Annotated in this window: 16 protein-coding genes; 10 read left to right on the top strand and 6 right to left on the bottom strand. The window is 68.9% G+C overall.

The annotated features are described in order from the left end of the window. The first annotated feature begins 39 nt into the window (after positions 1–39). Together H149_RS23205 and H149_RS0111660 are read left to right on the top strand one after the other, a co-directional pair. Entirely contained in the window at positions 40–1,197 is a 1,158-nt protein-coding gene (locus H149_RS23205) for a WD40/YVTN/BNR-like repeat-containing protein (protein ID WP_020649938.1), read from the top strand. Further along, the gene (locus H149_RS0111660; protein ID WP_020649937.1) at positions 1,194–3,764 is read left to right on the top strand and encodes an efflux RND transporter permease subunit; all 2,571 of its coding nucleotides are present in this window, start codon (positions 1,194–1,196) and stop codon (positions 3,762–3,764) included. The genes H149_RS23205 and H149_RS0111660 overlap by 4 nt, the downstream gene beginning before the upstream one ends. Before the next feature lie 75 nt (positions 3,765–3,839). On the opposite strand, the gene H149_RS0111655 is transcribed toward H149_RS0111660, so the two are convergent. Both H149_RS0111655 and H149_RS22200 read right to left on the bottom strand, forming a co-directional pair. After that, a complete protein-coding gene (locus tag H149_RS0111655; RefSeq protein ID WP_026353104.1) occupies positions 3,840–4,625 on the bottom strand; it encodes an alpha/beta fold hydrolase in 786 nt (261 codons plus the stop codon). Positions 4,626–4,772: 147 nt separating this feature from the next. Continuing rightward, positions 4,773–7,568, bottom strand: coding sequence for an SdiA-regulated domain-containing protein (locus H149_RS22200; protein WP_020649935.1), 2,796 nt, complete (start codon positions 7,566–7,568; stop codon positions 4,773–4,775). Between the two features lie 238 nt (positions 7,569–7,806). On the opposite strand from H149_RS22200, the gene H149_RS0111645 reads away from it, so the two are divergent. The 3 genes from H149_RS0111645 (at position 7,807) to H149_RS0111635 (ending at position 12,244) form a co-directional block, all read left to right on the top strand. After that, a complete protein-coding gene (locus H149_RS0111645) occupies positions 7,807–9,177 on the top strand; it encodes a Kelch repeat-containing protein (RefSeq protein ID WP_169518342.1) in 1,371 nt (456 codons plus the stop codon). Positions 9,178–9,380: 203 nt separating this feature from the next. Next, a complete protein-coding gene (locus tag H149_RS0111640; RefSeq protein ID WP_020649934.1) occupies positions 9,381–10,661 on the top strand; it encodes a cytochrome P450 in 1,281 nt (426 codons plus the stop codon). A 164-nt stretch (positions 10,662–10,825) separates the two neighbouring features. After that, the gene (locus tag H149_RS0111635) at positions 10,826–12,244 is read left to right on the top strand and encodes a cytochrome P450 (protein WP_020649933.1); all 1,419 of its coding nucleotides are present in this window, start codon (positions 10,826–10,828) and stop codon (positions 12,242–12,244) included. A gap of 95 nt (positions 12,245–12,339) precedes the next feature. Here H149_RS0111635 and H149_RS0111630 read toward each other — a convergent pair whose 3' ends face one another. Further along, positions 12,340–13,548, bottom strand: a complete 1,209-nt coding sequence (locus tag H149_RS0111630) for a helix-turn-helix transcriptional regulator (RefSeq protein WP_020649932.1) — start codon at positions 13,546–13,548, stop codon at positions 12,340–12,342. A gap of 294 nt (positions 13,549–13,842) precedes the next feature. On the opposite strand from H149_RS0111630, the gene H149_RS0111625 reads away from it, so the two are divergent. Then, positions 13,843–15,210, top strand: coding sequence for a DUF1329 domain-containing protein (locus H149_RS0111625; protein ID WP_039748839.1), 1,368 nt, complete (start codon positions 13,843–13,845; stop codon positions 15,208–15,210). Positions 15,211–15,250: 40 nt separating this feature from the next. Next, a complete protein-coding gene (locus tag H149_RS0111620) occupies positions 15,251–16,750 on the top strand; it encodes an aldehyde dehydrogenase family protein (protein WP_020649930.1) in 1,500 nt (499 codons plus the stop codon). A gap of 98 nt (positions 16,751–16,848) precedes the next feature. On the opposite strand, the gene H149_RS20735 is transcribed toward H149_RS0111620, so the two are convergent. Next, positions 16,849–17,151: a DUF1488 family protein gene (locus H149_RS20735; protein WP_020649929.1), complete on the bottom strand. Its 303-nt coding sequence runs from the start codon at positions 17,149–17,151 to the stop codon at positions 16,849–16,851. Then, a complete protein-coding gene (locus tag H149_RS24375; protein ID WP_366507854.1) occupies positions 17,061–17,552 on the bottom strand; it encodes a hypothetical protein in 492 nt (163 codons plus the stop codon). Before H149_RS24375 ends, H149_RS20735 begins: the two co-directional genes overlap by 91 nt. A gap of 536 nt (positions 17,553–18,088) precedes the next feature. Here H149_RS24375 and H149_RS23200 point away from each other — a divergent pair. Further along, complete coding sequence (locus H149_RS23200; protein WP_154654762.1) at positions 18,089–18,310, top strand: hypothetical protein; 222 nt, start codon at positions 18,089–18,091, stop codon at positions 18,308–18,310. 129 nt (positions 18,311–18,439) lie between these two features. Here the strand turns inward: H149_RS23200 and H149_RS22195 are convergent, their stop codons facing one another. Continuing rightward, positions 18,440–20,344 (bottom strand): DUF1302 domain-containing protein, encoded by a 1,905-nt coding sequence (locus tag H149_RS22195; RefSeq protein WP_083930941.1) that lies wholly within the window; start codon positions 20,342–20,344, stop codon positions 18,440–18,442. A gap of 171 nt (positions 20,345–20,515) precedes the next feature. Here H149_RS22195 and H149_RS23620 point away from each other — a divergent pair, with 171 nt between their 5' ends. Both H149_RS23620 and H149_RS0111595 read left to right on the top strand, forming a co-directional pair. After that, positions 20,516–20,872, top strand: a complete 357-nt coding sequence (locus tag H149_RS23620; protein WP_020649926.1) for a carboxymuconolactone decarboxylase family protein — start codon at positions 20,516–20,518, stop codon at positions 20,870–20,872. 106 nt (positions 20,873–20,978) lie between these two features. After that, a complete protein-coding gene (locus H149_RS0111595; RefSeq protein WP_020649925.1) occupies positions 20,979–21,818 on the top strand; it encodes a hypothetical protein in 840 nt (279 codons plus the stop codon). The last annotated feature ends 56 nt before the right edge of the window (positions 21,819–21,874 follow it).

The raw sequence follows: 21,874 nt of genomic DNA, 5'->3' as shown, positions 1-21,874 counted from the left end.
GCATCGGCGGCGCGCCACTCGAAGCGAGGAGGAGATGAAATGAGCGCAACGGCAGCCACGGCGGTCCAGGGCCGCACCGCAAGCGCAGCGTCGGCCGGCCGCTGGCCGGCGCTGGCCTTCACCGTGATCGTCGCGGTGGCCGCCGCCTACGCGTTCTCGCCGCGGCCGACGCCGCCGTTCGCGCCGACCGCCGTGCATCCGGATGGTCTGCTGGTGACCGGTCTGGCGCGCAGCGGCACGCGCCTGCTCGCGGTCGGCGAGCAGGGCCGCATCCTCGTCGCCGATGACGCGCGCGGTCCGTGGCACGAGGCCACGGTCGAGCCGCAGCGCGGCTCGACGCTGACGCAGGTGAAGTTCATCGACGACAAGACCGCGATCGCGGTCGGCCACGACGGCTGGATCCTGCGCAGCAGCGACGGCGGCGAGAGCTGGAACGAAACCTTCTTCATCGAGTCGCCGAAGCCGGACGCCGCGGCCGACGCCGGTCTGGCGCCGCCGGCCGACGCCGGCTTCAGCGTCGAGCCGCCCGCCGACGACGCCGGCGCCGCGCCGGCCGCAAGCGCCTGGACGCCGCCGCCGCTGCAACCCGATCCGCTGCTCGGCATCGCCGGACCCTTCGACGGGCGCCTGTTCGCGTACGGCGGCTTCGGTCTGATGCTGAGCTCGACCGACGCCGGCCAGAGCTGGCAGCGCGTCAGCGCCGAGGCGATCAGCGACCATCACCTGTACGGCATCGTGCGCGCCACCGACCGCTCGCTGATCGTGGTCGGCGAGCGCGGCCTGATGGCGCGCTCCGGCGACGACGGCCAGAGCTGGAGCAAGCTGCCGTCGGTCTACGACGGCTCGTTCTTCGGCGCGCTGGTGCTGCCGTCCAAGGCCCTGCTCGCCTACGGCATGCGCGGCAACGTCTACCGCAGCGACGACGACGGCAAGACCTGGCAGAAGAGCACGACGCCGGTCAGCAGCTCGCTGTTCGGCGGCAATGTCAGCCCGCGCGGCGAGATCGTGCTGGTCGGCGCCGGCAGCGTGATCCTGGTCTCGAACGACGACGGCCGCAGCTTCACGCAGCCGCTGCCCGGCAATCCGCACGATCTCGCCGCGGTGCTGCCGCTGACTTCCAGCAACCTGCTGACCGCCGGCGACGGCGGCCTCGAACTCACCCAGATCGGCGGCGTGGCCGAAGGAGCGCAGCCGTGAAGAGCTTCATGCGCCATTGCGTCGACGGCATCTCCAACTTCCTGCTCGCCTGGCGCCACCTGCTGTCGGTGCTGTTCCTGGCGATCACCGTGTTCTTCGGCTGGAGCGCGACCAAGGTCCAGCTCGACCCGGGCTTCCTCAAGATGATCCCCATCAAGCATGAGTACATGCGCACGATGATGGATTACATGAAGAACTTCTCGGGCGCCAACACCCTGCTGGTGAACCTGCGCTGGAAGGGCGAGGGCGACATCTACAACGCCACGTTCCTCGACGCCATGCGCAAGGCGACCGACGACGTGTTCCTGATCCCGGGCATCGACCGCACGCACGTGTCGTCGATCTTCACGCCGAACACCTATTACATCGAGATCACCGAGGACGGCTTCAAGGGCGAGCCGGTGGTGCCGGCGCGCTTCTCGGCGACGCCCGAGCAGCTCGACCGCGTGCGCCACAACGTCTCGCTGTCCGGACAGATCGGCCTGCTGGTGGCCAACGACTTCAAGGCGGCGCTGATCCGTGCCGACCTGCAGGAAGTCGACACCGGCGATCCGGCCAAGGCGGAAGTCTTCTACCGCCAGGTGATGAACCGCCTCGGCGACATCCGCGGCCGCTTCGAGAGCAAGACCCAGTACCGCTACGTCCTCGAAAAGGATCTGCCGCCGTTCAAGGCCGGCGACGTGATCGACGAGGGCTACGTCGATTACGGCTGGATGCTGCCGTACCAGACCTTCTTCGCGGTGCCGCCGGGCGGCGGCGAGTCGGTGCCGGTCCAGGGCGGGCTGGTCAAGGTCGAGACCGTCGCCAACCCGGACTACAACCCGAACGTCGAGGTCAACATCATCGGCTTCGCGCAGCTGCTCGCCGACGTCATCGGCGGCCTGGTCGGCGTGTTCGTGTTCTTCGCGCTGGCCTTCGGCATCACGCTGCTGCTGCTGTTCCTGTACTCGCGCTCGGTGCGTCTGACGCTGGTCGCGCTGGTCGTCGCGCTGCTGCCGGTGCTGTGGCTGATCGGCACGCTGCCGCTGATCGGCTTCGGCATCGACCCGATGTCGATCCTGGTGCCGTTCCTGATCTTCTCGATCGGCGTCAGCCATGCGGTGCAGATGACCAACGCCTGGCGCAACGAAGTGGTCGCCGGCGCCAGCTCGGTCGACGCCTCGCGCGCGGCGTTCCGCAAGCTGTTCATTCCCGGCGCGGTGGCGCTGCTGACCAACGCGCTCGGCTTCGCCGTCATCATGCTGATCGACATCCCGATCGTGCACGAGCTCGGCATCACCGCCTGCCTCGGCGTGCTGCTGATGATCGTCACCAACAAGATGATCCTGCCGATCATCCTCTCGCACGTGCGCCTCGAGGCGAGCAGCCGCCGCAACTCGCTGAAGCCGCCGGGCACGCTGCAGATGGCGATCTGGCGGCAGATGGCCAAGTGCGCGGAACCCCGGTACGCGCTCGGCGTGTTCGCGGTCTGCCTCGCGCTGCTGGCGGTGACGACGCAGATGTCGCGCAGCATGGTGGTCGGCGATTCCGGCACCGGCGCGCCGGAACTGCGCCAGGACTCGCGCTACAACCACGACAACCGCGCCATCGCCGGCTCGTACAACATCGGCACCGACGTGCTCAGCGTGATCGTCGAGGCCAAGAACTTCGAGGGCGACTCCTGCCTGCACTATCCGGTCGTCAACCTGATCGACCGCTTCGAGCTGTACATGCGCGGCGTCGACGGCGTGCGTTCGGTGACCGGCGTCGCCGGCATCGGCAAGCTGGTGATCTCGGCGTTCAACGAGGGCAGCCCGCGCTGGCGCGCGCTGCCGCGCTCGGAAGTGGGTCTTTCGACCGGCTCGCGCGCCTTCGATCCGAACCTCGGCCTCAACACCGAGGGCTGCAAGGCGATCCAGGTGCTGGTCTTCACCAAGGACCACGAAGGCGCGACCGTCCACCACGTGGTCAGCGAAGCCAAGCGCTTCATCGACGCCAATCCGGTCGACGGCGTGACCATGCGCCTGGCCAGCGGCAACATCGGCGTGATGGCGGCGACCAACGAGGCGGTCGAGTCGGCCGAGGCGAAGATGCTGCTGGCGATCTTCGGCGCGCTGGCGCTGCTGTGCCTGCTGACCTTCCGCTCGTGGCGCGCGACGCTGTGCGTGCTGGTGCCGCTGACCATGGTGTCGATCTTCTGCAACGCGCTGATGGCCTCGCTCGACATCGGCCTGAAGGTCGCGACCCTGCCGGTGGTCGCGCTCGGCGTCGGCGTCGGCGTCGACTACGGCATCTATCTGTTCGAGCGCATCCAGCACGACCTCGACAAGGGTCTGCCGTTCCACGAAGCGTTCCGCGAGGCGATGCTGCAGCGTGGCACCGCGGCCGTGTTCACGGCGATCACGATGGCGATCGGCGTCGGCACCTGGACGCTGTCGGCGCTCAAGTTCCAGGCCGACATGGGCCTGCTGCTGAGCTTCATGTTCCTCGTCAACATGCTCGGCGCGATCTGCCTGCTGCCGGCGCTCGGCGCCTGGCTGTTCCGCGAACGCGCGGGCGCGCCGGAAGTGGCGCCGCGCGCGATCTAGAACAGCCTCACGGCGGACGAAAAGAAGGGGCGCAGCCGGGCTGCGCCCCTTCTTCGTGGCGCCGCTGCGAAGGGCTCAGGGCAGGCGCGCGAGGAAGTCCTCGATCGCCGCGTTGACCGGCTGCGGGTGGGTCAGGTTGGCGGCGTGACCGGCGCCGGGCACGGTGCACAGCTCGGCGTGCAGGCGCGTCGCCATGTCGCGCGCGCGCTCGAGGCTGATCGCGGCGTCGGCCTCGCCGTGCACGACCAGCGCCGGCACGCGGATCGCGGCCAGCTTGTCGCTGATGTCGTCTCGCTCGACCAGCGTCTGGAACACGCCGAGCAGATTGTGCGGCTGCCATTGCCGCCACTTGTCCTGCCAGGCGGCGGTACCGGGCCAGCCGGCGCCGAGGATGATCTGCGCGATCATGTCGGCGATCGGCTGCGCCAGGCCGTGCTGCATCCAGGCCTCGATCAGCTGCTTGTACATCGGCGTCTTCGCCGGATCCTCGGTCTGCGCCTGCGTGTCGATCAGCACCAGCGCGCGCACCAGCGACGGATGGGTCAGCGCGCAGCGCAGCGACAGATAGCCGCCCTGGCTCATGCCGGCGAGCACGGCGCGTTCGATGCCGAGCGAGCCGAGCAGCGCGGCGAGATCGTCGGCCGAGTCGTAGTAGCTGAACGGCGCCAGCGTGTCGCCGGCGCTGCGGCCGTGGCCGCGCTCGTCCCAGCTGATGCAGCGCCAGCGGCCGCGCAGCGCCTCGATCTGCGGCGCGAACATCTCGTGGTCCATCAGCAGGCCGTGCGAGAACACGATCGCCGGGCCGTCGCCGCCGGTGTCGGTATAGAACAGGTTCTGGCCATTGACGCGGGCGTACGGCATCGACATCTCCTCGGTTGATGAATGCGTGGCCGGTCGGCGCCGGCGTTTCTGCCGGCATTATCGCGGCGGCGCTCACAAAAAAACCGCCGCTTCTCGCGAAGCGGCGGTCCGGCGGCGACGGTCGGCGTCGCCGCGTCGGCGTCAGGCTCAGGGAAACAGCGAGCCGCCGCTCAGCGGGAACGCGCTGGCATCGTTGCGCGTCCAGTTGGCGCCGTCGCGGATGCGGGCGGCGAGTGCGGCGAGATCGCTGGCGTCGGTCGCGCCCGTGTACTTGACGTTGTTCTCGGGGAACGAGAGATAGGCGTTCGCGGCGCTGACGGCGGGCGGGATTTCGCCGGCCGCGGCGCCGGCGACGTTGAGCGCGGCAAGGAAGCGGTCGACGCTGATCTGGCCGGCGTCGGCATTGGTGATCGTGCCCTGGAACGCGTAATAGGTCTCGCCGCCGCCGCCGATACCGCCGCCACTGCCACTGACCGAACCCTTGTCGACGCCGATCGGCGTGGCGCCGGGCTGGATGGTGACGAAGGTGCCGGCCGGATAGTCGACGTCGGCGGTCCAGGTATAGGCGGCCTCGTTGCTCGGCCAGGTCGCGCTCGCGGCGCTGTAGTCCTTGTCGGTGAAACCGATCTGCGTGCCGGCGCTGACCGCCTTGAGCAGCACGAAGGCGATCGCGTCGGTGGCGTCGGCGTTGGCGGCGACGAACAGCAGATCGCCGGCGGCGAGCACGGTCGGCGTCGCCGGGACGGCGTCCGGGAACAGCGAACCGTTGCTCAGCGCGAACGGCGTGCTGTCGTGCCGGGCCCAGTTGTCCGGATTCCTGATGCGCGCGGCGAGCGCAGCGAGGTCGGTGCTGTCGGTCGAGCCGGCGTAGCGCACGTTGTTCTCGGCGAACGAGAGATAGGCGCCGGCGTCGCTGACGGCGGCCGGGATCTCGCCGGCGGCGCTGCCGGCGATGTTGAGCGCGGCGAGGAAGCGGTCGACGCTGATCTGGCCGGCGTTGGCGTCGCCGATCGTGCCCTGGAACGCGTAATAGGTCTCGCCGCCGCCCCCGACACCGCCGCCCGCGCCGGCGACGATGCCCTTGTCGGCGCTCGGCGTGTCGGTCTGGATGGTGACGAAGGTGCCGGCCGGATAGTCGACGTCGGCGGTCCAGGTGTAGGCGGCCTCGTTGCTCGGCCAGGTGGCGTTGGCGGCGACGTAGTTCTTGTCGGTGAAGCCGATCTGCGTGCCGGCGACGACGGTCTTGAGCAGCACGAAGGCGATCGCGTCCGGGCTGTCGGCGTTGGCGGCGACGAACAGCAGATCGCCGGCGGCGAGCACGGTCGGCGCGCCGGACGCCGCCATCGTGAAGTTCAGCGCCGTTGCCGACGTCAGGCCGGGATAGGCGTTGCCGGCCGCGTCGGCGATGACGCCGGCGGCGATCTGCACCGTGTAGGTGACGCCGGCGTGCAGCGCTTCGGACGGCGTGACGGTGACGGTGGCGGCGGCGAACGACACCTGCGTGGCGTCGCCGATCGCGATCGTGCGCGTGTCGCCGTCGTCGCCCTGCAGGACGATGCTGCCGGCCCCGGCGACCACGTCTTCGGTGAACGTCAGCGTCAGCCGGCTGGCGCTGACGGCGATCGCGTCGTCGGCCGGGGTGCTGCCGGCCAGCGCCGGCGGCTCGATGTCGCTGACCGTGTCGAAGCTCAGATCGGCGAGGGCGGCGACGTCGCCGATCGCGCGGCCGTCGGCATCCTTGAAGGCGCCGTCCGGCACCGTCAGCGTGTAGTGGCGGTTCGCGAGCAGCGCGTGCTCCGGGTCGATCGTGACGGTGCCGTTCTCGATCACGACCTGGTCGCTGTCGCCGACCGCGATCGCGCGCACGTCGCCGGCGCCGTCGTCGAGCACCAGATAGCCGCTGCCGGCGCTGACCGCGGCGCTGAACGTCAGGTACAGGCGGCTGCCGGTGCCGACCGCGTCGCGCGTGGCGGTGGGCTTGTAGACCCACAGCTGCGGGTGGCCGTCGCCGCCGCCGAGTTCGTTGACGAGATACAGCGTGTGCTCGCCGTCCATGGTCAGGCCTTCGTTCTGCGCGCTCAGGCCGATGTCGAGGCGGCCCTTGATCGCGCCGCTGCGATCGGTCTGCAGCACCACGCCGGATTCCTGGCTCAGCAGCAGCAGATCGGCGCGCGCGCCGTCGCCGTCGGCGACCACGTTCGACAGCGCGAACACGTCGGCGAGATCGGCGACGCCGAGCGTCGTCGGGTCGAACAGATCGGTCGAGTTGGCGGCGTCCGCGGCGCCGTTCGAGGCGGTGCCGGCATCGAAGTCGATCGTGGTCTGGAACACGCCGATCGGGGTCTTCTCCTTGACGAAGATGTAGCCGCCGCTGAGCGGATCGTAGGAGACGCCTTCGAGGCCGATGTTGCCGATCGTGGTGCCGAGCTTGACGCTCCTGGCGCCGCTGCCGTCGAGCGTCGCGCCGCCGGCATAGGTGAACAGATTCGCCTGGCGATAGCGCTCCTCGATCAGCACGAACTGGCCGTTGCCCGCATAGGCGAGGCCTTCGGTGTCGTAGAAATAAGTGCCTTGCGGCTTGCTCGCGTCGGCGGCCAGCGTCATCGCGTCGATCAGTTCGCCGGTCTTGCTGACCTGCACGACCGCGGTGCCGCTGTCGCCGACGATGTAGAGGCTGTCGGTGTCGCGGTCGTAGGCGACGGCCGAGGCTTCCGCGGCCAGCTTGTTGGCGCTGTCGGCGCGCGTCGGCAGCGGATAGCGGGCGACGCGCGTGTAGTTCGACAGATCGATCGCCTGCTCCGGCGCGCTGAAGGCGAGGCTCAGGCTCAGCGTTTCGGCGGGCGGCGCGTCGGGCTTGTGGTTGTCGTCCTGGCAGGCGGACAGCAGCAGCGTGGCGCTGGCGAGCAGCAGGGCGGGCCATTGCGGCCGGAGCGGGGCGTTCATCGGGGTCGAGGTCGGAAGTGGAAGCGCCGCACCGTAGTCGGCGCGCGTGTCAGAACGGTTGCAGCGCGCGCCTGCCCGGCGCGCAGCGATCGAATCCGTTGCCGGCATGTCGTGCGGCTGTCGGCGCGGACAGCCGCTGCGCGAAAAACTGTCGTGATTCCGTCCAGCGTCGCCGTGCGCCGGCGGCCACACTGCGCCGTTTCGGACCCTGCGGGATACGGCGATGCGACAGCTGGCGATGACGGATTTCGGGTGCGGATGCGCCGCCTGGGCGCGGCGCGCGGCCGCCGGACTGCTGTTCGCGCTCGCCGCCTGCGGTGGTGGCGGCGCGGCGCCCGGCGATGAAGACGGACCGACGATCCGGCGCTTCGGCGCCGACCGCGCCGCCTACTACGTCGGCGAGCACGCCGTGCTGACGGCCGAGTACGCCAACGGCCAGGGTCGCATCGAGCCCGGCGATCTGCCGATCGCCAGCGGCGCGACGCTGCGCACCGAGGCGCTGCGGCCGGGCGCGCATTACCGGCTGGTCGTCAGCGACGGCACGCGCAGCGTCGCGCGCGAACTGCCGCTCGAGGTCCGCTATCGCGATCGCCTGCGCGCCGTGCCGATGCCGTTCGCGCGCGCCGAGCACGTCGCCGTGCCGCTCGCCGACGGCAGCGTGCTGATCGTCGGCGGCGACGCCGGCCAGCGCACGCTGCCGGACCGCTGCTATCGCTTCGATCCGCAGACCGAGCGCTTCACCGACGTCGGGGCGCTGAGCAGCGGCCGTGTCGGATTCACGGCGGCGGCGCTGCCGGACGGCCGCGTGCTGGTCAGCGGCGGGCTGCGCGCCCTGACCGCGGCGCCGGAAGCCGAGCTGTTCGATCCGCACACCGGCAGCACGGTGGCGACCGCCAATCCGCCGGCCGGCTCGCGCTACGGCGCGAGCGCCAGCGTGCTCGGCGACGGCCGCGTGCTGATCGCCGGCGGCCTCGGCGGCAACGGCGCCGAACCGAGCGCCGAGCTGTTCGATCCGGCGACGGCGCGCTTCGCGCGCCTGCCGGCGACGATGACGCGCGGCCGCTACGCGCACAGTGCCAGCGTGCTGGGCGACGGCCGCGTGCTGTTCTACGGCGGCTTAACCAGCGACGGCCGTCCGGCGCCGCCGGAGCTGTTCGATCCGCAGACCGCGAGCTTCACCACGCTGCCGGCCGCCGAGGACGTGGTGCGTGGCAACCATGTCGCGGTGCGCAGCGCCGACGGCGCCGTGTGGATCGCCGGCGGCGAGGACACCGACATCACCCAGAACGCCGCGATCCTGCGCTTCGATCCGCAGACGCTGGGCTTCGCGACGCGCGGCGCCTTGCGCCTGACGCGCATCCTGTTCGCGGCCGCGCCGCTTGCCGACGGCGGCTGGTGGCTGGCCGGCGGCGATTCCAGCGCGGCCGGCACCGGCGTCACCGACCGCAGCGAACGTATCGGCGCCGACGGCGTGCGCCGCGACGGCCCGGCGCTGGGCGCGCGCCGCTTCCTGCACACCGTCACGCCGCTGCCGAGCGGCAAGCTGCTGATCGTCGGCGGCGCCGATCCGCGCCGGCTGCCGCTGGCGTCCGCGGAGATCTACGAGTAGCAGCGGGCGTGCCCGGCGCCGGATCGGATGCCGTCGCGCCGGGCAGGGCCGTGCGAGGCCGCCGCCGCGCGCGGCCGCGGGCGGCGATTTCTACTGCACGCGGATGAGGAATTTCGAGAATGCGCTTGCAAAACTCGTTTGCAAGCTGCACGCCACTCATACACGGGGCTGCGACGACGGCCCCCCCGCGAGGAGATTCCGCCATGTCCGTCAGCGCTGAAGCCGGCCGCATCGAGATCGACGGCAAGCTGTTCAATCCGTATTCGAAGGACTTCATCCGCTCGCCGTGGGCGACCTGGGAGAAGCTGGCGCTGGAGTATCCGGTAGCCTGGCACAAGGACCTGCAGATGTGGGTCGTCAGCAGCCACGACGCGCTGCTCGACATGCTCAAGGACAACCGCTTCTCGACCAGCTACAAGCACTGGGAGCACGCGCCGCCGGCCAAGCCCTTCGAGCAGCAGAACCACTTCGAGCGCGCGATCGACGCCGGCCTGTTCGTGGTCGACCCGAAGGAGCATCTGCGCCTGCGCAAGCTGACCATGCCGGCGTTCTCCAAGCCGGTGATGGGCAAGATCGACGCCAAGATCCGCGATCTCGTCGTCACCTGCTTCGACGAGATCGGCACGCCCGAGCAGTTCGACGCGTACGCCATGATCGCCACCAAGCTGCCGGTGCGGTCGATCGCGCGCATGGTCGGCGTGCCGACCAACATGGAGGACTTCTTCCACGACTTCGCCGTCAGCGTCGTCAAGTCGACGCGCATCAACCTGCCGCAGAAGGAACGCGAGCAGTCGATGCAGGAATCGCTGGCCGGCTTCCAGTACTTCCTCGACCTGATCCGCGAGCGCCGCGCGCTGCCGCACCCGGGCGACGACTTCATCGGCAGCCTGATCTCGGCCTCCGACAACGGCGATCGCCTCACCGATTACCAGATCGTTGCCGTGATCCAGGCGGTGATCGTCGCCGGCTCGGATACCGCGACCGACCTGCACACCTATGCGATCAAGGGCCTGCTCGGCAATCCGCAGCAGTACGCGCTGCTGCGCGAGCGCCCGGAGCTGATGGAGAACGCCATCATCGAGCTGCTGCGCGTCGGCGCCTTCGGCAAGACGCCGCAGTTCCGCTTCGTCAGCGAGGATCTGGACTGGCGCGGCCAGCATTTCCGCAAGGGCCAGTCGGTGCTGCTGAACCTGACCGCCGGCTGGGTCGATCCGCAGAAGTGGGAGAACCCGCGCCAGCTCGACATCACGCGCCGCCTCGACGGCAACATCGTGTTCGGCGCCGGCGCGCATTTCTGCATCGGCACCTATCTCGTGCGCGTGCAGGGCGGACTGATGATCCAGGAGCTGATGAAGCGCTTCCCGGACGCCGAACTGCTCGACGGCGACGGTCACCTCGAATACGACTACAACCACCACAACGCGCGCCGCATCAACCGCCTGATCGTCAAGACCAACGCGCTCGCGCAGCGCAAGGCGGCCTGAGCGCCGGCGCCGGGCTCAAGGCCGGCGCCGGGCGCGCCGCCGCCGCCGCGTCCAGCCTCCCGCCGCAAGGTCATCCATGCGGGGGAGGAATTTCGAGAGGCCGCTTGCAAAACTCCGGGCTCGGCCCGCCGCGGCCGCATCCGCATTCCCAGTGAGGCAGCACCATGAATACCGCTAGCGTCGCCGTCAACGAACATCCGAACGCGCCGCGCCCGCCGATGGTCCGCGGCCTGCCGCTGATCGGCAGCACGCTGGAAATGGCGGCCAACCCGGCGCGCTTCTTCGCGCGCTGCTACCGCGACTACGGTCCGGCGTTCCGCGTCCGCGTGTTCGGCAACGAGCTGACCGTGATCGCCGGCGCCGAGGCCGCCAACTTCATGGGCACGCGCGAGGGCAAGGATTCGCTGCGCTCGAGGGAGGCCTGGGAGCCGCTGGTCCAGGAATTCGGCGCCTCGAAGATGCTGACCGCCGTCGACGGCGAGCTGCACAAGCAGCTGCGCGCGGTGATGAAGCGCGGCTTCTCGAAGGAATCGATCAAGGGCCGCTACCAGGAAGTGCTCGACATCACGCGCACCGCGCTGCTGCGCGACTGGAAGGTCGGCAGCAAGGTGCCGGTCGTGCAGGCGATGCAGTATCTGGTCGTCGAGCAGCTCGGCATGGTGCTGACCGGCCAGACGCCGCGCGAGTACGTGCAGGACATCCGCACCACGATCCTCTACATCCTCAACGTGCTGGTCACGCGCCAGCGCCCGAAGTTCCTGATGAAGATGCCGGCCTACAAGCGCGCCAAGGCGCGCATGTTCGAGCTCGGCCGCAAGATGATCAAGCAGTATCAGGACCGCATCGCCGCCGGCGGTGCGACGCCGGACGAGTTCAAGACGCTGATCGACGACGTCATGGAAGCCCACCAGCGCGATCCGGATCTGATCCCGGCCGGCGACCTGGTGATGCTGATGACCGGTCCCTACGTCGCCGGTCTCGACACCGTCGCCAACACCACCTCGGCGATCGTCTACACCGTGCTCAAGCATCCGGACGTGCTGGCGCGCATCCATGCCGAGGTCGACGCGCTGTACGCCAAGGGCCGTCCGGTCAACGAAGAAGAATTCATGAAGGATCTGCCGGCGCTCAACGGCGCGATCATGGAGACCATGCGCCTCTATCCGATCGCCGTCGCGCAGATCCGCACCGCGAACAAGGACTTCGTGTTCGGCGGCTGCCAGATCCGCGAGGGCGAGATGATCTATCTCGGCACCTCGGTGCCGCACTTCCAGAACGAGTTCTATCCGGACGCCGACAAGTTCGACATCGACCGCTACGCCAAGCCGCGCGCCGAGCACATGCAGATCGGCGCCTACTCGCCGTACGGCCGCGGCCACCACACCTGTCTCGGCAAGAGCCTGGCCGAGGTGCTGCTGGCGATGACGATGGCCGAGGTGTTCTACAACTTCGACCTCGAACTCGAATCGCCGGACTACGTGCTGAAGACCAAGACCGCGCCGACGCCGGGCCCGGCGATGAGCTTCAAGGTCAAGGTCAAGGGTCGCCGCAAGCCGACGATCGCGCCGCCGGCCGCGGCCTGATTCCTTCCTTCGCGGCGGCGATGAGCGGCGGTCCGTGCAGCGTCGCCCGTGGCCGGCCGCCGGCGGCGCGGCCGCGCCGCCGTGGCGACGAGGCCTCAGGCCAGCGTGAACACGCTCTTCAGCATCAGCCGCACCAGCATCGTCTGTCGCGTCACGCCGGTCTTGCTGAAGATCGAACGCAGATGCGTGCGCGCGGTGTTGCGGCGGATGTTCATGAGATCGGCCGTCTCGTCGAGCGAATGGCCGTCGGTGAGGAACATCGCCAGCCGGGTCTCGACGCGGGTCAGGCCGAGCAGGCGTCGCGCCAGTTCCTGCGAGGCCTGCGGCACGCTGGCTTCCGGATCGCGCAGGTAGAGCACGGCGGCCGGGCGCCGCCCGCTGTCCGGCCACGGACCCGGCGGCAACGGCTTGACCAGCACGCCGAGCCGCGCGCGCCCCGACGGCCGCGTGATCGGCATCGCCTCGGCGAGCCCGGGCGAGGGCTTGGTGCTGCGCGCCAGCGCGTTGTCGATCAGGCGCTGCAGCTCGCGCTTCTCCTGGGTGCTGTCGGTGCTCAGGCCGCCGCCGAGACCCAGCGCGATGCCGTCGCGCTCGGCGAGGATGCGGCGCGCCTCGTCGTTCATGTCGAGAATGCTGCCGCTGGCGGCGAGGCGGATCACGCCGAGCGACAGGCGGTTCACGGTGCTGGCGAACAGCTGGCGCTCGGATTCCAGGGCATCGAGCTGCACCTGCTGGCGGATCGAGCGCTTGAGGTGCGGCAGCAGGAAGCGCAGCAGGCTGCGCTCGCTCTCGCCGAACGGCTCGGCGCCGTGCGGGCGCGTCGCGCGCAGCTGGCACTCGATGCCGTCGGCGGTGCGCAGGTCGGCGCCGAGCAGGTGGCGCACGTCGAGCGGCTTCAGATAGTCGCGGTAGATCGCGCTGTCGAGCCAGGCCTCGCCGATCAGTTCCTCGGGCGTGACGACCTCGCCTTCCTGCAGATCGACGAACGGATCGATCGCGAACAGGTGCTTGGTGTACGACTCCATCGCCACCGCGTCCTCGGCGCCGACGTGCGCCATCGTGCCGAACTGCTCGTCCGCCGGGCGGCGCACGATCAGCGCCACGTGCGAGGCGTCGAGCCGCTGCTGCAGCTGGCGCAGGGCTTCGTCCCAGGCCGGCCGCGTCGCCGGCCCCTCGTAGATCGCGTCGAGCAGGGCATTGAGGCGCTGGCCCTCGAGGCCGGCGACGACGTGCCCCGGATCGACCGGCGGCGGGCGCCGCGCGGGCCGCGCGGCGTTGTGCAGGTAGCGGACGTTGGCCGACATCGTTTTCCTCCTCCTCGAACGGGGCCGTGGACCGGCCTCTCCGCGGTCACGCGCAAAACCTCACTGATTTGGAGGATGCGCCCGCCGCTGCTGACTGCCGACTATCGGTCACCGACCGAAGCAGGCGATCGCAAAAAAACATTGCGATCGCATTGTAATCTGCATCCGGCGGGGGCGACAGCGCAAGTCTCGGCCGAGCGGCGCGAGTCTGACGCTTCGCCTTGTCAGAGAATCCTGGACAGCGTGCCGGCGGACGGTCAGGCCGGCGTGCGTCCATCCAGCGAGGAGGACGTGATGGATTCGAAGCGCGCGATCGCATACGGGTGGCTGGCCGTCGGCCTGTTCACGCTCTCCGGCGCTGCCGGGGCCAAGGTGAGCGCCGAGGAAGCCGCCCAGCTCGACGGCCCGCAGCTCAGCTGCATCGGCGCCGAGCGGGCCGGCACGCCGTCCGGCGTCGCCGAATACACCGGCAAGTTCAAGGGCACCTGGCCCGGCGTGAAGAATCCTTCCGGCTACGAGCCCGGTCCGTACGCCGGCGAAAAGCCGCTGTTCACGATCACCGCCGCCAACATGGCGCAGTATGCGGAGCGCCTGACCGACGGCCAGAAGGCGCTGTTCAAGAAATACCCGGACGCGTATCGCATGAACGTCTATCCGAGCCATCGCGATTTCGCGGACTCGGACGAGACCTGCCGCCGCACCCGGAAGAACGCGATCAGCGCCGAGGTGATCGACGACGGCAAAGGCCTCAAGGGCACCGCCGGCGCGATCCCGTTCCCGATCGCCAAGAGCGGCCTCGAAGCGATCTGGAACATCAGCAACGCCGGCCGCGTCTACACCGAGCAGGCGATCTGCGACATCGCCGACGTCTACGCCGGCGGCAGCGTCGCCTGGGGGCGCCAGAAGTTCATGGTGCTGGTGATGAACAACGATCCGAAGCAGGAGCGCACCTACGCGGAACGCGTCACCGCGCATTTCTACACCGGCTACCTGCTGCCGGAACGCGACCGCGGCTTCGTCGCCGTCGGCTTCCAGCCGAACAACTACACCAGCGCCGCGACCCAGTCCTGGCAATACCTGCCGGGTACGCGGCGCGTGCGTCAGGCGCCCGAAGTCGGCTTCGACTATCCGGTGCCGCCGGCGGGCTTTCGCACCGTCGACGACGACTACGGCTTCAACGGCTCGCCCGAGCGCTACAACTGGAAGCTCGTCGGCAAGAAGGAAATCTACATCCCGTACGCCAACTTCCGGATCAACGATCCGGCGCTCAAGTACGCGGAGCTGATCAAGCCCGACACCGTCAATCCGGACTATCTGCGCTACGAGCTGCATCGCGTCTGGGTCGTCGAAGGCACGCTCAAGGACGGCGTGCGCCACATCTACAGCAAGCGCGTGCTGTACGCCGACGAGGACAGCTGGCTCGTGGCGACGGCCGACAACTACGACGCGCGCGGCCAGCTCTGGCGCGTGCCGGTCATCACCTACCACTACTCGCAGGAAGGCGGTGCCTGGCACCGCGGCGTCTCGATCTATCACGACCTGTCGGCCGGCACCTACGAGGCCGGCTATCTGGTCAACGAGAGCAAGCAGTGGTGGCGCATCAACCAGCCGATGTCCCCGACCCAGTTCACGCCGGAAGCGGCGGCCCGGGCCGGGCACTGAATCCGTTCATTCATACCGCCACACGATCCGGAACCGCACCATGAGCACCGTCATCAATCTGCCCGTCGCCAACGACATCCGCGCGACTTTCGATCGGGTCGCTGCGCACGTGCCGCAGCTCGCCCAGAGCACGGCCGAGCAGCGCATCGCGCGCATCCGGCGGCTGATGAAGGTGACGCTGGCGGCGCGGCCGCGGATCTACGAAGCGGTCAAGAAGGAGCGCGGCCTGACGCCGCCGGACGTCGACGGCGAGCTGGTGATGCTCAAGTTCGAGGCCGACCACATCGAGAAGCACCTCGCCGACTGGATGACGGACAAGGAGGCGCCTCCGTCGCTGATGACGCTCGGCAAGAAGTGCTATCTGCACTATGAAGCCAAGGGCATGGTGCTGGTGCTGCCGAGCTGGAACGCGCCGTACGTGATCGGCTTCCTGCCGCTGCTCGGCGCGCTCGCCGCCGGCAACGCCGTCATCATCAAGCCGTCCGAGCTGGCGCCGTACTCGTCGAAGGTGATGGCCGATATCGTGCGCGAGGCGTTCCCGGACGGCGAAGTGGTGATCGTCGAAGGCGGCGTCGAGGCGGCGCAGGGCCTGCTCGCGTGCCCGTTCAACCACATCTTCTACATCGGCAACAACACCGTCGGCCGCATCATCATGCGCGCCGCCGCCGAGCACTTCGCGTCGGTGACGCTGGAGATGGGCGGCAAGAATCCGTCGATCGTCGACGCCAGCGCCGACGTCGAGGACGCCGCGCTGAAGACCGCCTGGGGCCGCATGTGCAATGCCGGCCAGGCCTGCATCGCGCCGGACTACGTGTTCGCGCACGAGTCGGTGTTCCAGCGCTACGTCGACGCGCTGGTCAAGGAAATCACCGCGATGTACAACCCGCGCGGCGAGGGCTTCGACAAGAATCCGGAGTACCCGCGCGTCATCAACGCCCGCCATTTCGAGCGCATCAAGGCTCTGGTCGAGGATGCGCGCGCCAAGGGCGCGAAGATCGTCATGGGCGGCGAATTCCGCGCCGAGGACCGCTACATCGCGCCGACCGTCATCACCGGCGCGACGCCGGACATGAAGATCATGCAGGAGGAAATCTTCGGGCCGGTGATCGTCGTCATGCCTTGGCAGCAGCGCGAGGACGTGGTCGCCTACATCCGCGCGCACGACAAGCCGCTGGCGTCCTACGTGTTCGCCAAGGATCGCGGCGCCTGGGAATACTTCCTGAAGAACACGACGTCCGGCAGCATGGTGCTGAACCACAACGTCGTGCAGTCCGGCACCAATCCGTACCTGCCGTTCGGTGGCGTCAACCACAGCGGCATCGGCCGCCTGGTCGGCTTCAACACCTTCGCCGAATGCTCGAACGCGCGCACCGTGTTCGAGGAAGGCGCGCCGGTCGTCGATCCGCGCACGATGTTTCCGCCGCTGACCGACAAGTACAAGAAACAGCTGACGCAGCTGCTCGAAGGCAAGCCGGTGCCGGCGGGCATGGTCAAGCTGATCGACAAGGTCGTGCGCGTGCTCGGCGTCTTCAAACGCTAGACCCGCAACACGGGGGAGGGGGAGCGGGAGCGGTGCCGGGGGGGCGCCGCTCCTTTTTTGCGCCCGGGCCGCGCCATGCGCGGCGCGGCGCTCCGTGTTCAGGCTGCGGCGTGCCGCGCCACCGGCGTCGGCGCGGCGACGTCGCGCGCGTAGACGACGATGGAGCCGTCAGCGGATTCGCGGTGCTCCTCGATCAGCGCTTCGGCAATCTTCTCGATGGCGCCGCGATGACGCTCGAAGGCGTCGAGCAGATGCGGCTCGTCGGCGCCGAAGCGCTCCATCAGCGCGCGGGCGCTGATCGCGCAGGGAATCATGCGGCCGTGCGAGAACGCGGAAAAGACCACGAAGTGCTGTTCGGCGTCGAGCGCCGGGGCATGGGAGAAACGGACGGAAGCGGACATGGCTTGGGACTCCTGAGTAACGCTCCCCGGCCGCCGCCGCCGTGGCGCCGCGGGCGCCGGCAGGACGGTTCGGTCGGAGGGAACGGTGAAGGACGGGGGCGAGAGGCGCGGCGCTGCTCTTCGGCGGCTGCCGCCTGCGGCTGGCGCAGGACGTCGTCGAGCGCGCGAAAGGCCGCGACGACAGGGGTACCGTTGTTAAGCATGACGCATTCGGCGCGGTCGGCCATTGCGGCGTCGGCGTTTGCGGTCCGGGGCGGAACCCCTTCCCGGTCCAGCGCTGCGAGAGCCTGGGAGGCCCTGATCACCGCAACGCGCGCCGATTCGCAAATCCACAGGAGAGGCTCCTGCACTTCGGCCAGACGTTCAGACCCGCATTCGACGGCAAGATCGCCGCGCGACATCATAACGCCGCCGCGCCGCGCCTTCATCGCCGGCGCGGTACCTTTGCGCTGCGAGGCGATGCGTTCGTGCCGGCGGTAGCGCGGACGCGGCCCGCCCGGCGAGCGCGCCTTCGGGACGTGCAGGCGCAACTCGGCAAGGGCCCGGAAGAACGTGATCGGCAGCCGTGGGCTGGCCCGACGACCGGGACGAATCCGTGCAGGCGGCGTCGGGTTCTGAGGCGGCATGGTGCTGCGACAGGAAGGCTTGCCGCGAGTCTGCCGGTTGCGCCGGATGCGCGCCTTGATCCGGCTCAATGAAGACGGAAGGCAGGCGGCCCCGGCGCGCGCCGTCTCGGCCGGCAGCCGCATCGCTTGCCGTTCCGGCCGACTCGGCAGCACCGGCGGAACCGGCCGCGCGGGATGCCGACGGGCGTGTTCCGGCAGCTGAAACGGTGTCGGGCCTCGGTGGAATTTGCCGAGCGATGCCGGGGTCAGACTTGATGTTCCAAACAACGGGTGCGGATATGCAAGTTCACATTTTCAGAGGTCCCGGTCGTGTGTTCGGCTTCACCGCGCAAGCGTCGGGGGTGAATCTTCCCGCCCGGTATGCGCCATGGACCGCATTCAAGAGCGTCGAGATGCGGCAGGGCGAGGCGATGCCCGGCGTCGACGTGAACGATTGCCTGCGCGATCTGGCGGCGCACGGCGTCCACGTGACCGACGCGCATGCGCGCATCACCGATGAGGCGATCCAACCCTCCGACGCGAGCCCGCAATAGCGACCACGCGCATGTCGCCGCGCGCGCCGCGTAGCGGCGCATTCGCGGTGCCGACGCTGCGCGTGCGCTTCCCGCGCCGCCCTTGATCGCGCGCCGCAGATCGCGGCGGCACGCGCGCTGCACCCGTTCTCAGAAGTTGTACTTCAGCGTGATGCCGATGTTGTCGCGATCCGCGTACGGGTTGGCGCGCAGGTCGGGCTTGCCGAAGAAGCCGCTGTACTGCACGCCGACGGTGAACTGCTGCAGATAGGTCATGTAGGCGCCGATACCGAAGCGCTTGTCGTGCGGCCCCATCAGCGCGCCGAAGCCGGACAGCAGCGAGCTCTGGCCGGCGATCATCATCGCGTAGCTGACCGGCACCGAGAGATCCCAGCCGGAGATGACGTTCTTGCGGTCGATGATCGCCAGCGTCGACAGGCCCGCGGCGTCGCGCGAGTAGGTGAGATCCCTGGTGCAGCTGGTCGGCCCGCAACCCGCATCGTTGTCGGCGACGTGAATGAAGCCGGTCTCGCCGACCAGCGACAGCGAATCCCAGAACAGACCGGGACCGAACGAGTACAGGCCGGACAGCAGGCCCTGCCAGATCTTCGAGCGCACCGGCGTCGGCACCGGGCCGAGCAGGCCGCCGTCGACATCGACGAGCACGTCGGCGCCGTCGCGATAGAGCGCTTCGCCGGCGACGTTGACGCCGCCGAGCGTGGTCGAGAAGCTGAGGCCGGCGAGATGGATGCCGTCGAAGTAGTGAACGCTGTAGGTGACCGGCACCTCGAGGTTGAGGATCTGCGTGGTCAGCACCGGCGGCACGCTGCCGACGCCGCCGATCAGCGGCGCATAGCCGTAGTTCTGCACCGGCGCCGGCGTGGTGCTGTGGTAGCGCAGCCAGTACAGGCCGATGTTGGTGACCGGCGTGAGCTGGTACTTGAGGCCGATGCCGTACTGGCCGCCCCAGCTCGGCCGCGTGTCCTTGAGGCGCTGCACGTTGATGTAGCGCGGCGTGCCCGGCTGGCTGATCTGGCCGACCGGCAGCGGCACGTCGGGGAGGATCGGATCGAGCGCGTTGAGGATGCGGCCGAGCGCCTGCGTGACGGTGCCGGTCGGCGCGTTCGGCGCCAGCGCGGACAGCGCGAGATTGACGAGTTCGACGGCGTCGTCGGAGAGCAGGTTGAAGTCGGAATAGTTCGGCAGGTACAGCGGATTCTCCAGCCCGTAGATGAATGCCGCGCCGGGGCCGACCACATCCGTCACCGAAAAATACTCGCCGACCGGGTTGAGCTCGGTCGGCTTGAAGTCCAGCTTGTACTGGCCGAGCACGGTCCAGTCCTCGTTGAGCGCGAGCTGCATCGAGACCTGGTTGACCGGCAGCAGCAGGCTCTTGACGTCGACACCGGGCAGGTTGGCCTTGGTGGCGTCGGCCGGCCCCTGCGAGAGGGCGATGCCGTCGAAGAACAGGCTCTCGCCCCAGGCGGCGACGTGCTGGCCGACGCGCAGATTGAGCACCGTGGTGTCGCTCAGATACCAGGAGCCGAAGGCGTAGGCGTCGAGCAGGCGCGCGCGGGCGCCGTCGTAGTAGCGCGCGTCGCGGCTGAACTCGTTGTAGGCGCCGTCGGTCTTGCTGATCGTCTCCGGCGAATCGTTGTCGTTGCGGCGGCGGTAGACGTCGTCATAGAACGCATCGCCGCGCAGCTGGAAGCCGTAATCGTCCTTGCGCAGCATCAGCTCGCCGAGCAGCGTCAGACGGTTGTTGATCGTCGCGCCCTTGGCGAAGTTGCGATTGCCGTCGTCGTAGTTCGCCGATTCCGGCACCTTGAAGTAGTCCGGCACCGGGATCGTCGCCGCGCCGGGCGCGTCGATGAGCCGGCGGTCCGGATCGTGCAGGCGCCATGCCGCCGAGTAGGTGGCGGAGAGCTGGGTTTCGATCTCGACGCCGTACGCCTCGTACGAATCCGCATGCGCCGCCGGTGCGCCGGCGGCCAGCAAAGCCGCCGCGATCGCCATGCGGCCGCGGCCGCAGCGATGCCCGTCGCGAGTTCCCATCGGCTCTCCCCCGTGTTCTCTTCTTGGCGACCGGCCGAACTTAGGTCCGCCGCGGCCGCCGCATCCTCCCTCAAACTGGGTAGAGCGTCCGGCACAAACATAATGATCGAATTGTTTTTTGACGCGCCGCCGGGCGCCCGCCTACGATCCGCCGCGCAACCGGAGAGCGACGTGAACAAATACGATCGGGCGCGCGGCGTCGAGCTGTTCGAGGAGGTCTACGCCGGCGACGTGCAGGTGCCGGCAGGTGCGGCCGGACCGTTCGTCGACTTCATGCTGGAGACGCTGTTCGGCACGTTGTGGGCCGACGAGACGCTGAGCATCCGCGACCGCCGCCTGCTGCTGATCGGCGCGATCACCGCGCTCGGCGATCCGGTCACGCTGCAGATCCAGCTGCGCGCGGCGCTCAAGCGCGGCGAGCTGCGCGCCGACCAGCTCGACGCGCTGGCGATGTTCCTGACGCAGTACGTCGGCTACCCGCGCGGCTCGCAGCTGTTCCGCATCGTCACCGAGCTGAAGGCCGCATAGCGGAGCCCGCGCCGCGCGAAGTCTCCCCCAAATGAGGGCCGCTGCGCCGGCCGCCGCGCCGCGAGCATGGCGGCGCCGGTGCGTGACCGGACGGGGAGGCGCAGCGATGGCGTTGGCGGGCTACTGGTTCTCGAAGAATCCGGACAAGGCCTGGGGCGAGAAGTTCTTTCTCGCCTTCGTGCCGGTGTTCTGCGTCTACAACTACGCGATCCTCGCCTCCGGCCTGCTCGACGTCGGCAACTTCTGGCACCTGATGCAGAACCTGGCGATGTGGCTGCCGTTCTGCGTGCTGCTGCCGGCCTGGCTGCGCCGCCACAGCGGCGTACCGTGGCAGCGCAGTTACTGGTTCAAGTACAACGTCTACATGTTCGTGTACGTCTTCTTCGCGACGTACTTCCATACCGAGTATTTCTTCGACGTGCTCGGCATCCGCTACCAATTCCCGAAGGTGAGCTGGTACTTCGATTCGGCGCTGCTCGGCCCGGACGAGGCGACCGCGCTGGCGAGCTACCGCAAGGTGCCGGTCGGCATGTACTTCAACGCCATCGCGTTCTTCATCGTCTACCACAGCATCGCCGTCGTGCTGATGCGCCGCGTGCGCACGATGACGCTCGCCGCCTCGGCCTGGCTGCGCGCGCTGCTGTGGGCGCTGACGGTCGCGGTGGCCGCGTACTTCTTCGCCTGGGCGGAGACGTATTTCTACGTCGGCGTCTCGGACCTCTCACGCGCCAACGTCTGGTACGTCGACATCCCGCGCATGCTCTCGCTCGGCTCCGTCTGCTACGCGCTGTACTTCATCGTCAGCTTCCCCAACGTCTACCGCCTAGACGAGGACGCCGCCCAGCCATGGACGATCGGCCGCACGGTGATCGAGGCCTCGGCGGTCAGCATGATCGTGCTGCTGCTGCTCGATCTGTTTACCTGGGTCGTCGGGCCGATTGCCTGAGGATGGGAGGAAGCTCGGCGGGACGCGTTGGTGAGACGCTGCCCATCGACAGCTCT

Source organism: Solimonas variicoloris DSM 15731, assembly GCF_000382285.1.
GTDB classification, from domain to species: domain Bacteria; phylum Pseudomonadota; class Gammaproteobacteria; order Nevskiales; family Nevskiaceae; genus Solimonas; species Solimonas variicoloris.
The sequence above is the reverse complement of the archived record's forward strand: the minus strand, read 5'-3'. Positions and strand labels throughout refer to the sequence as shown.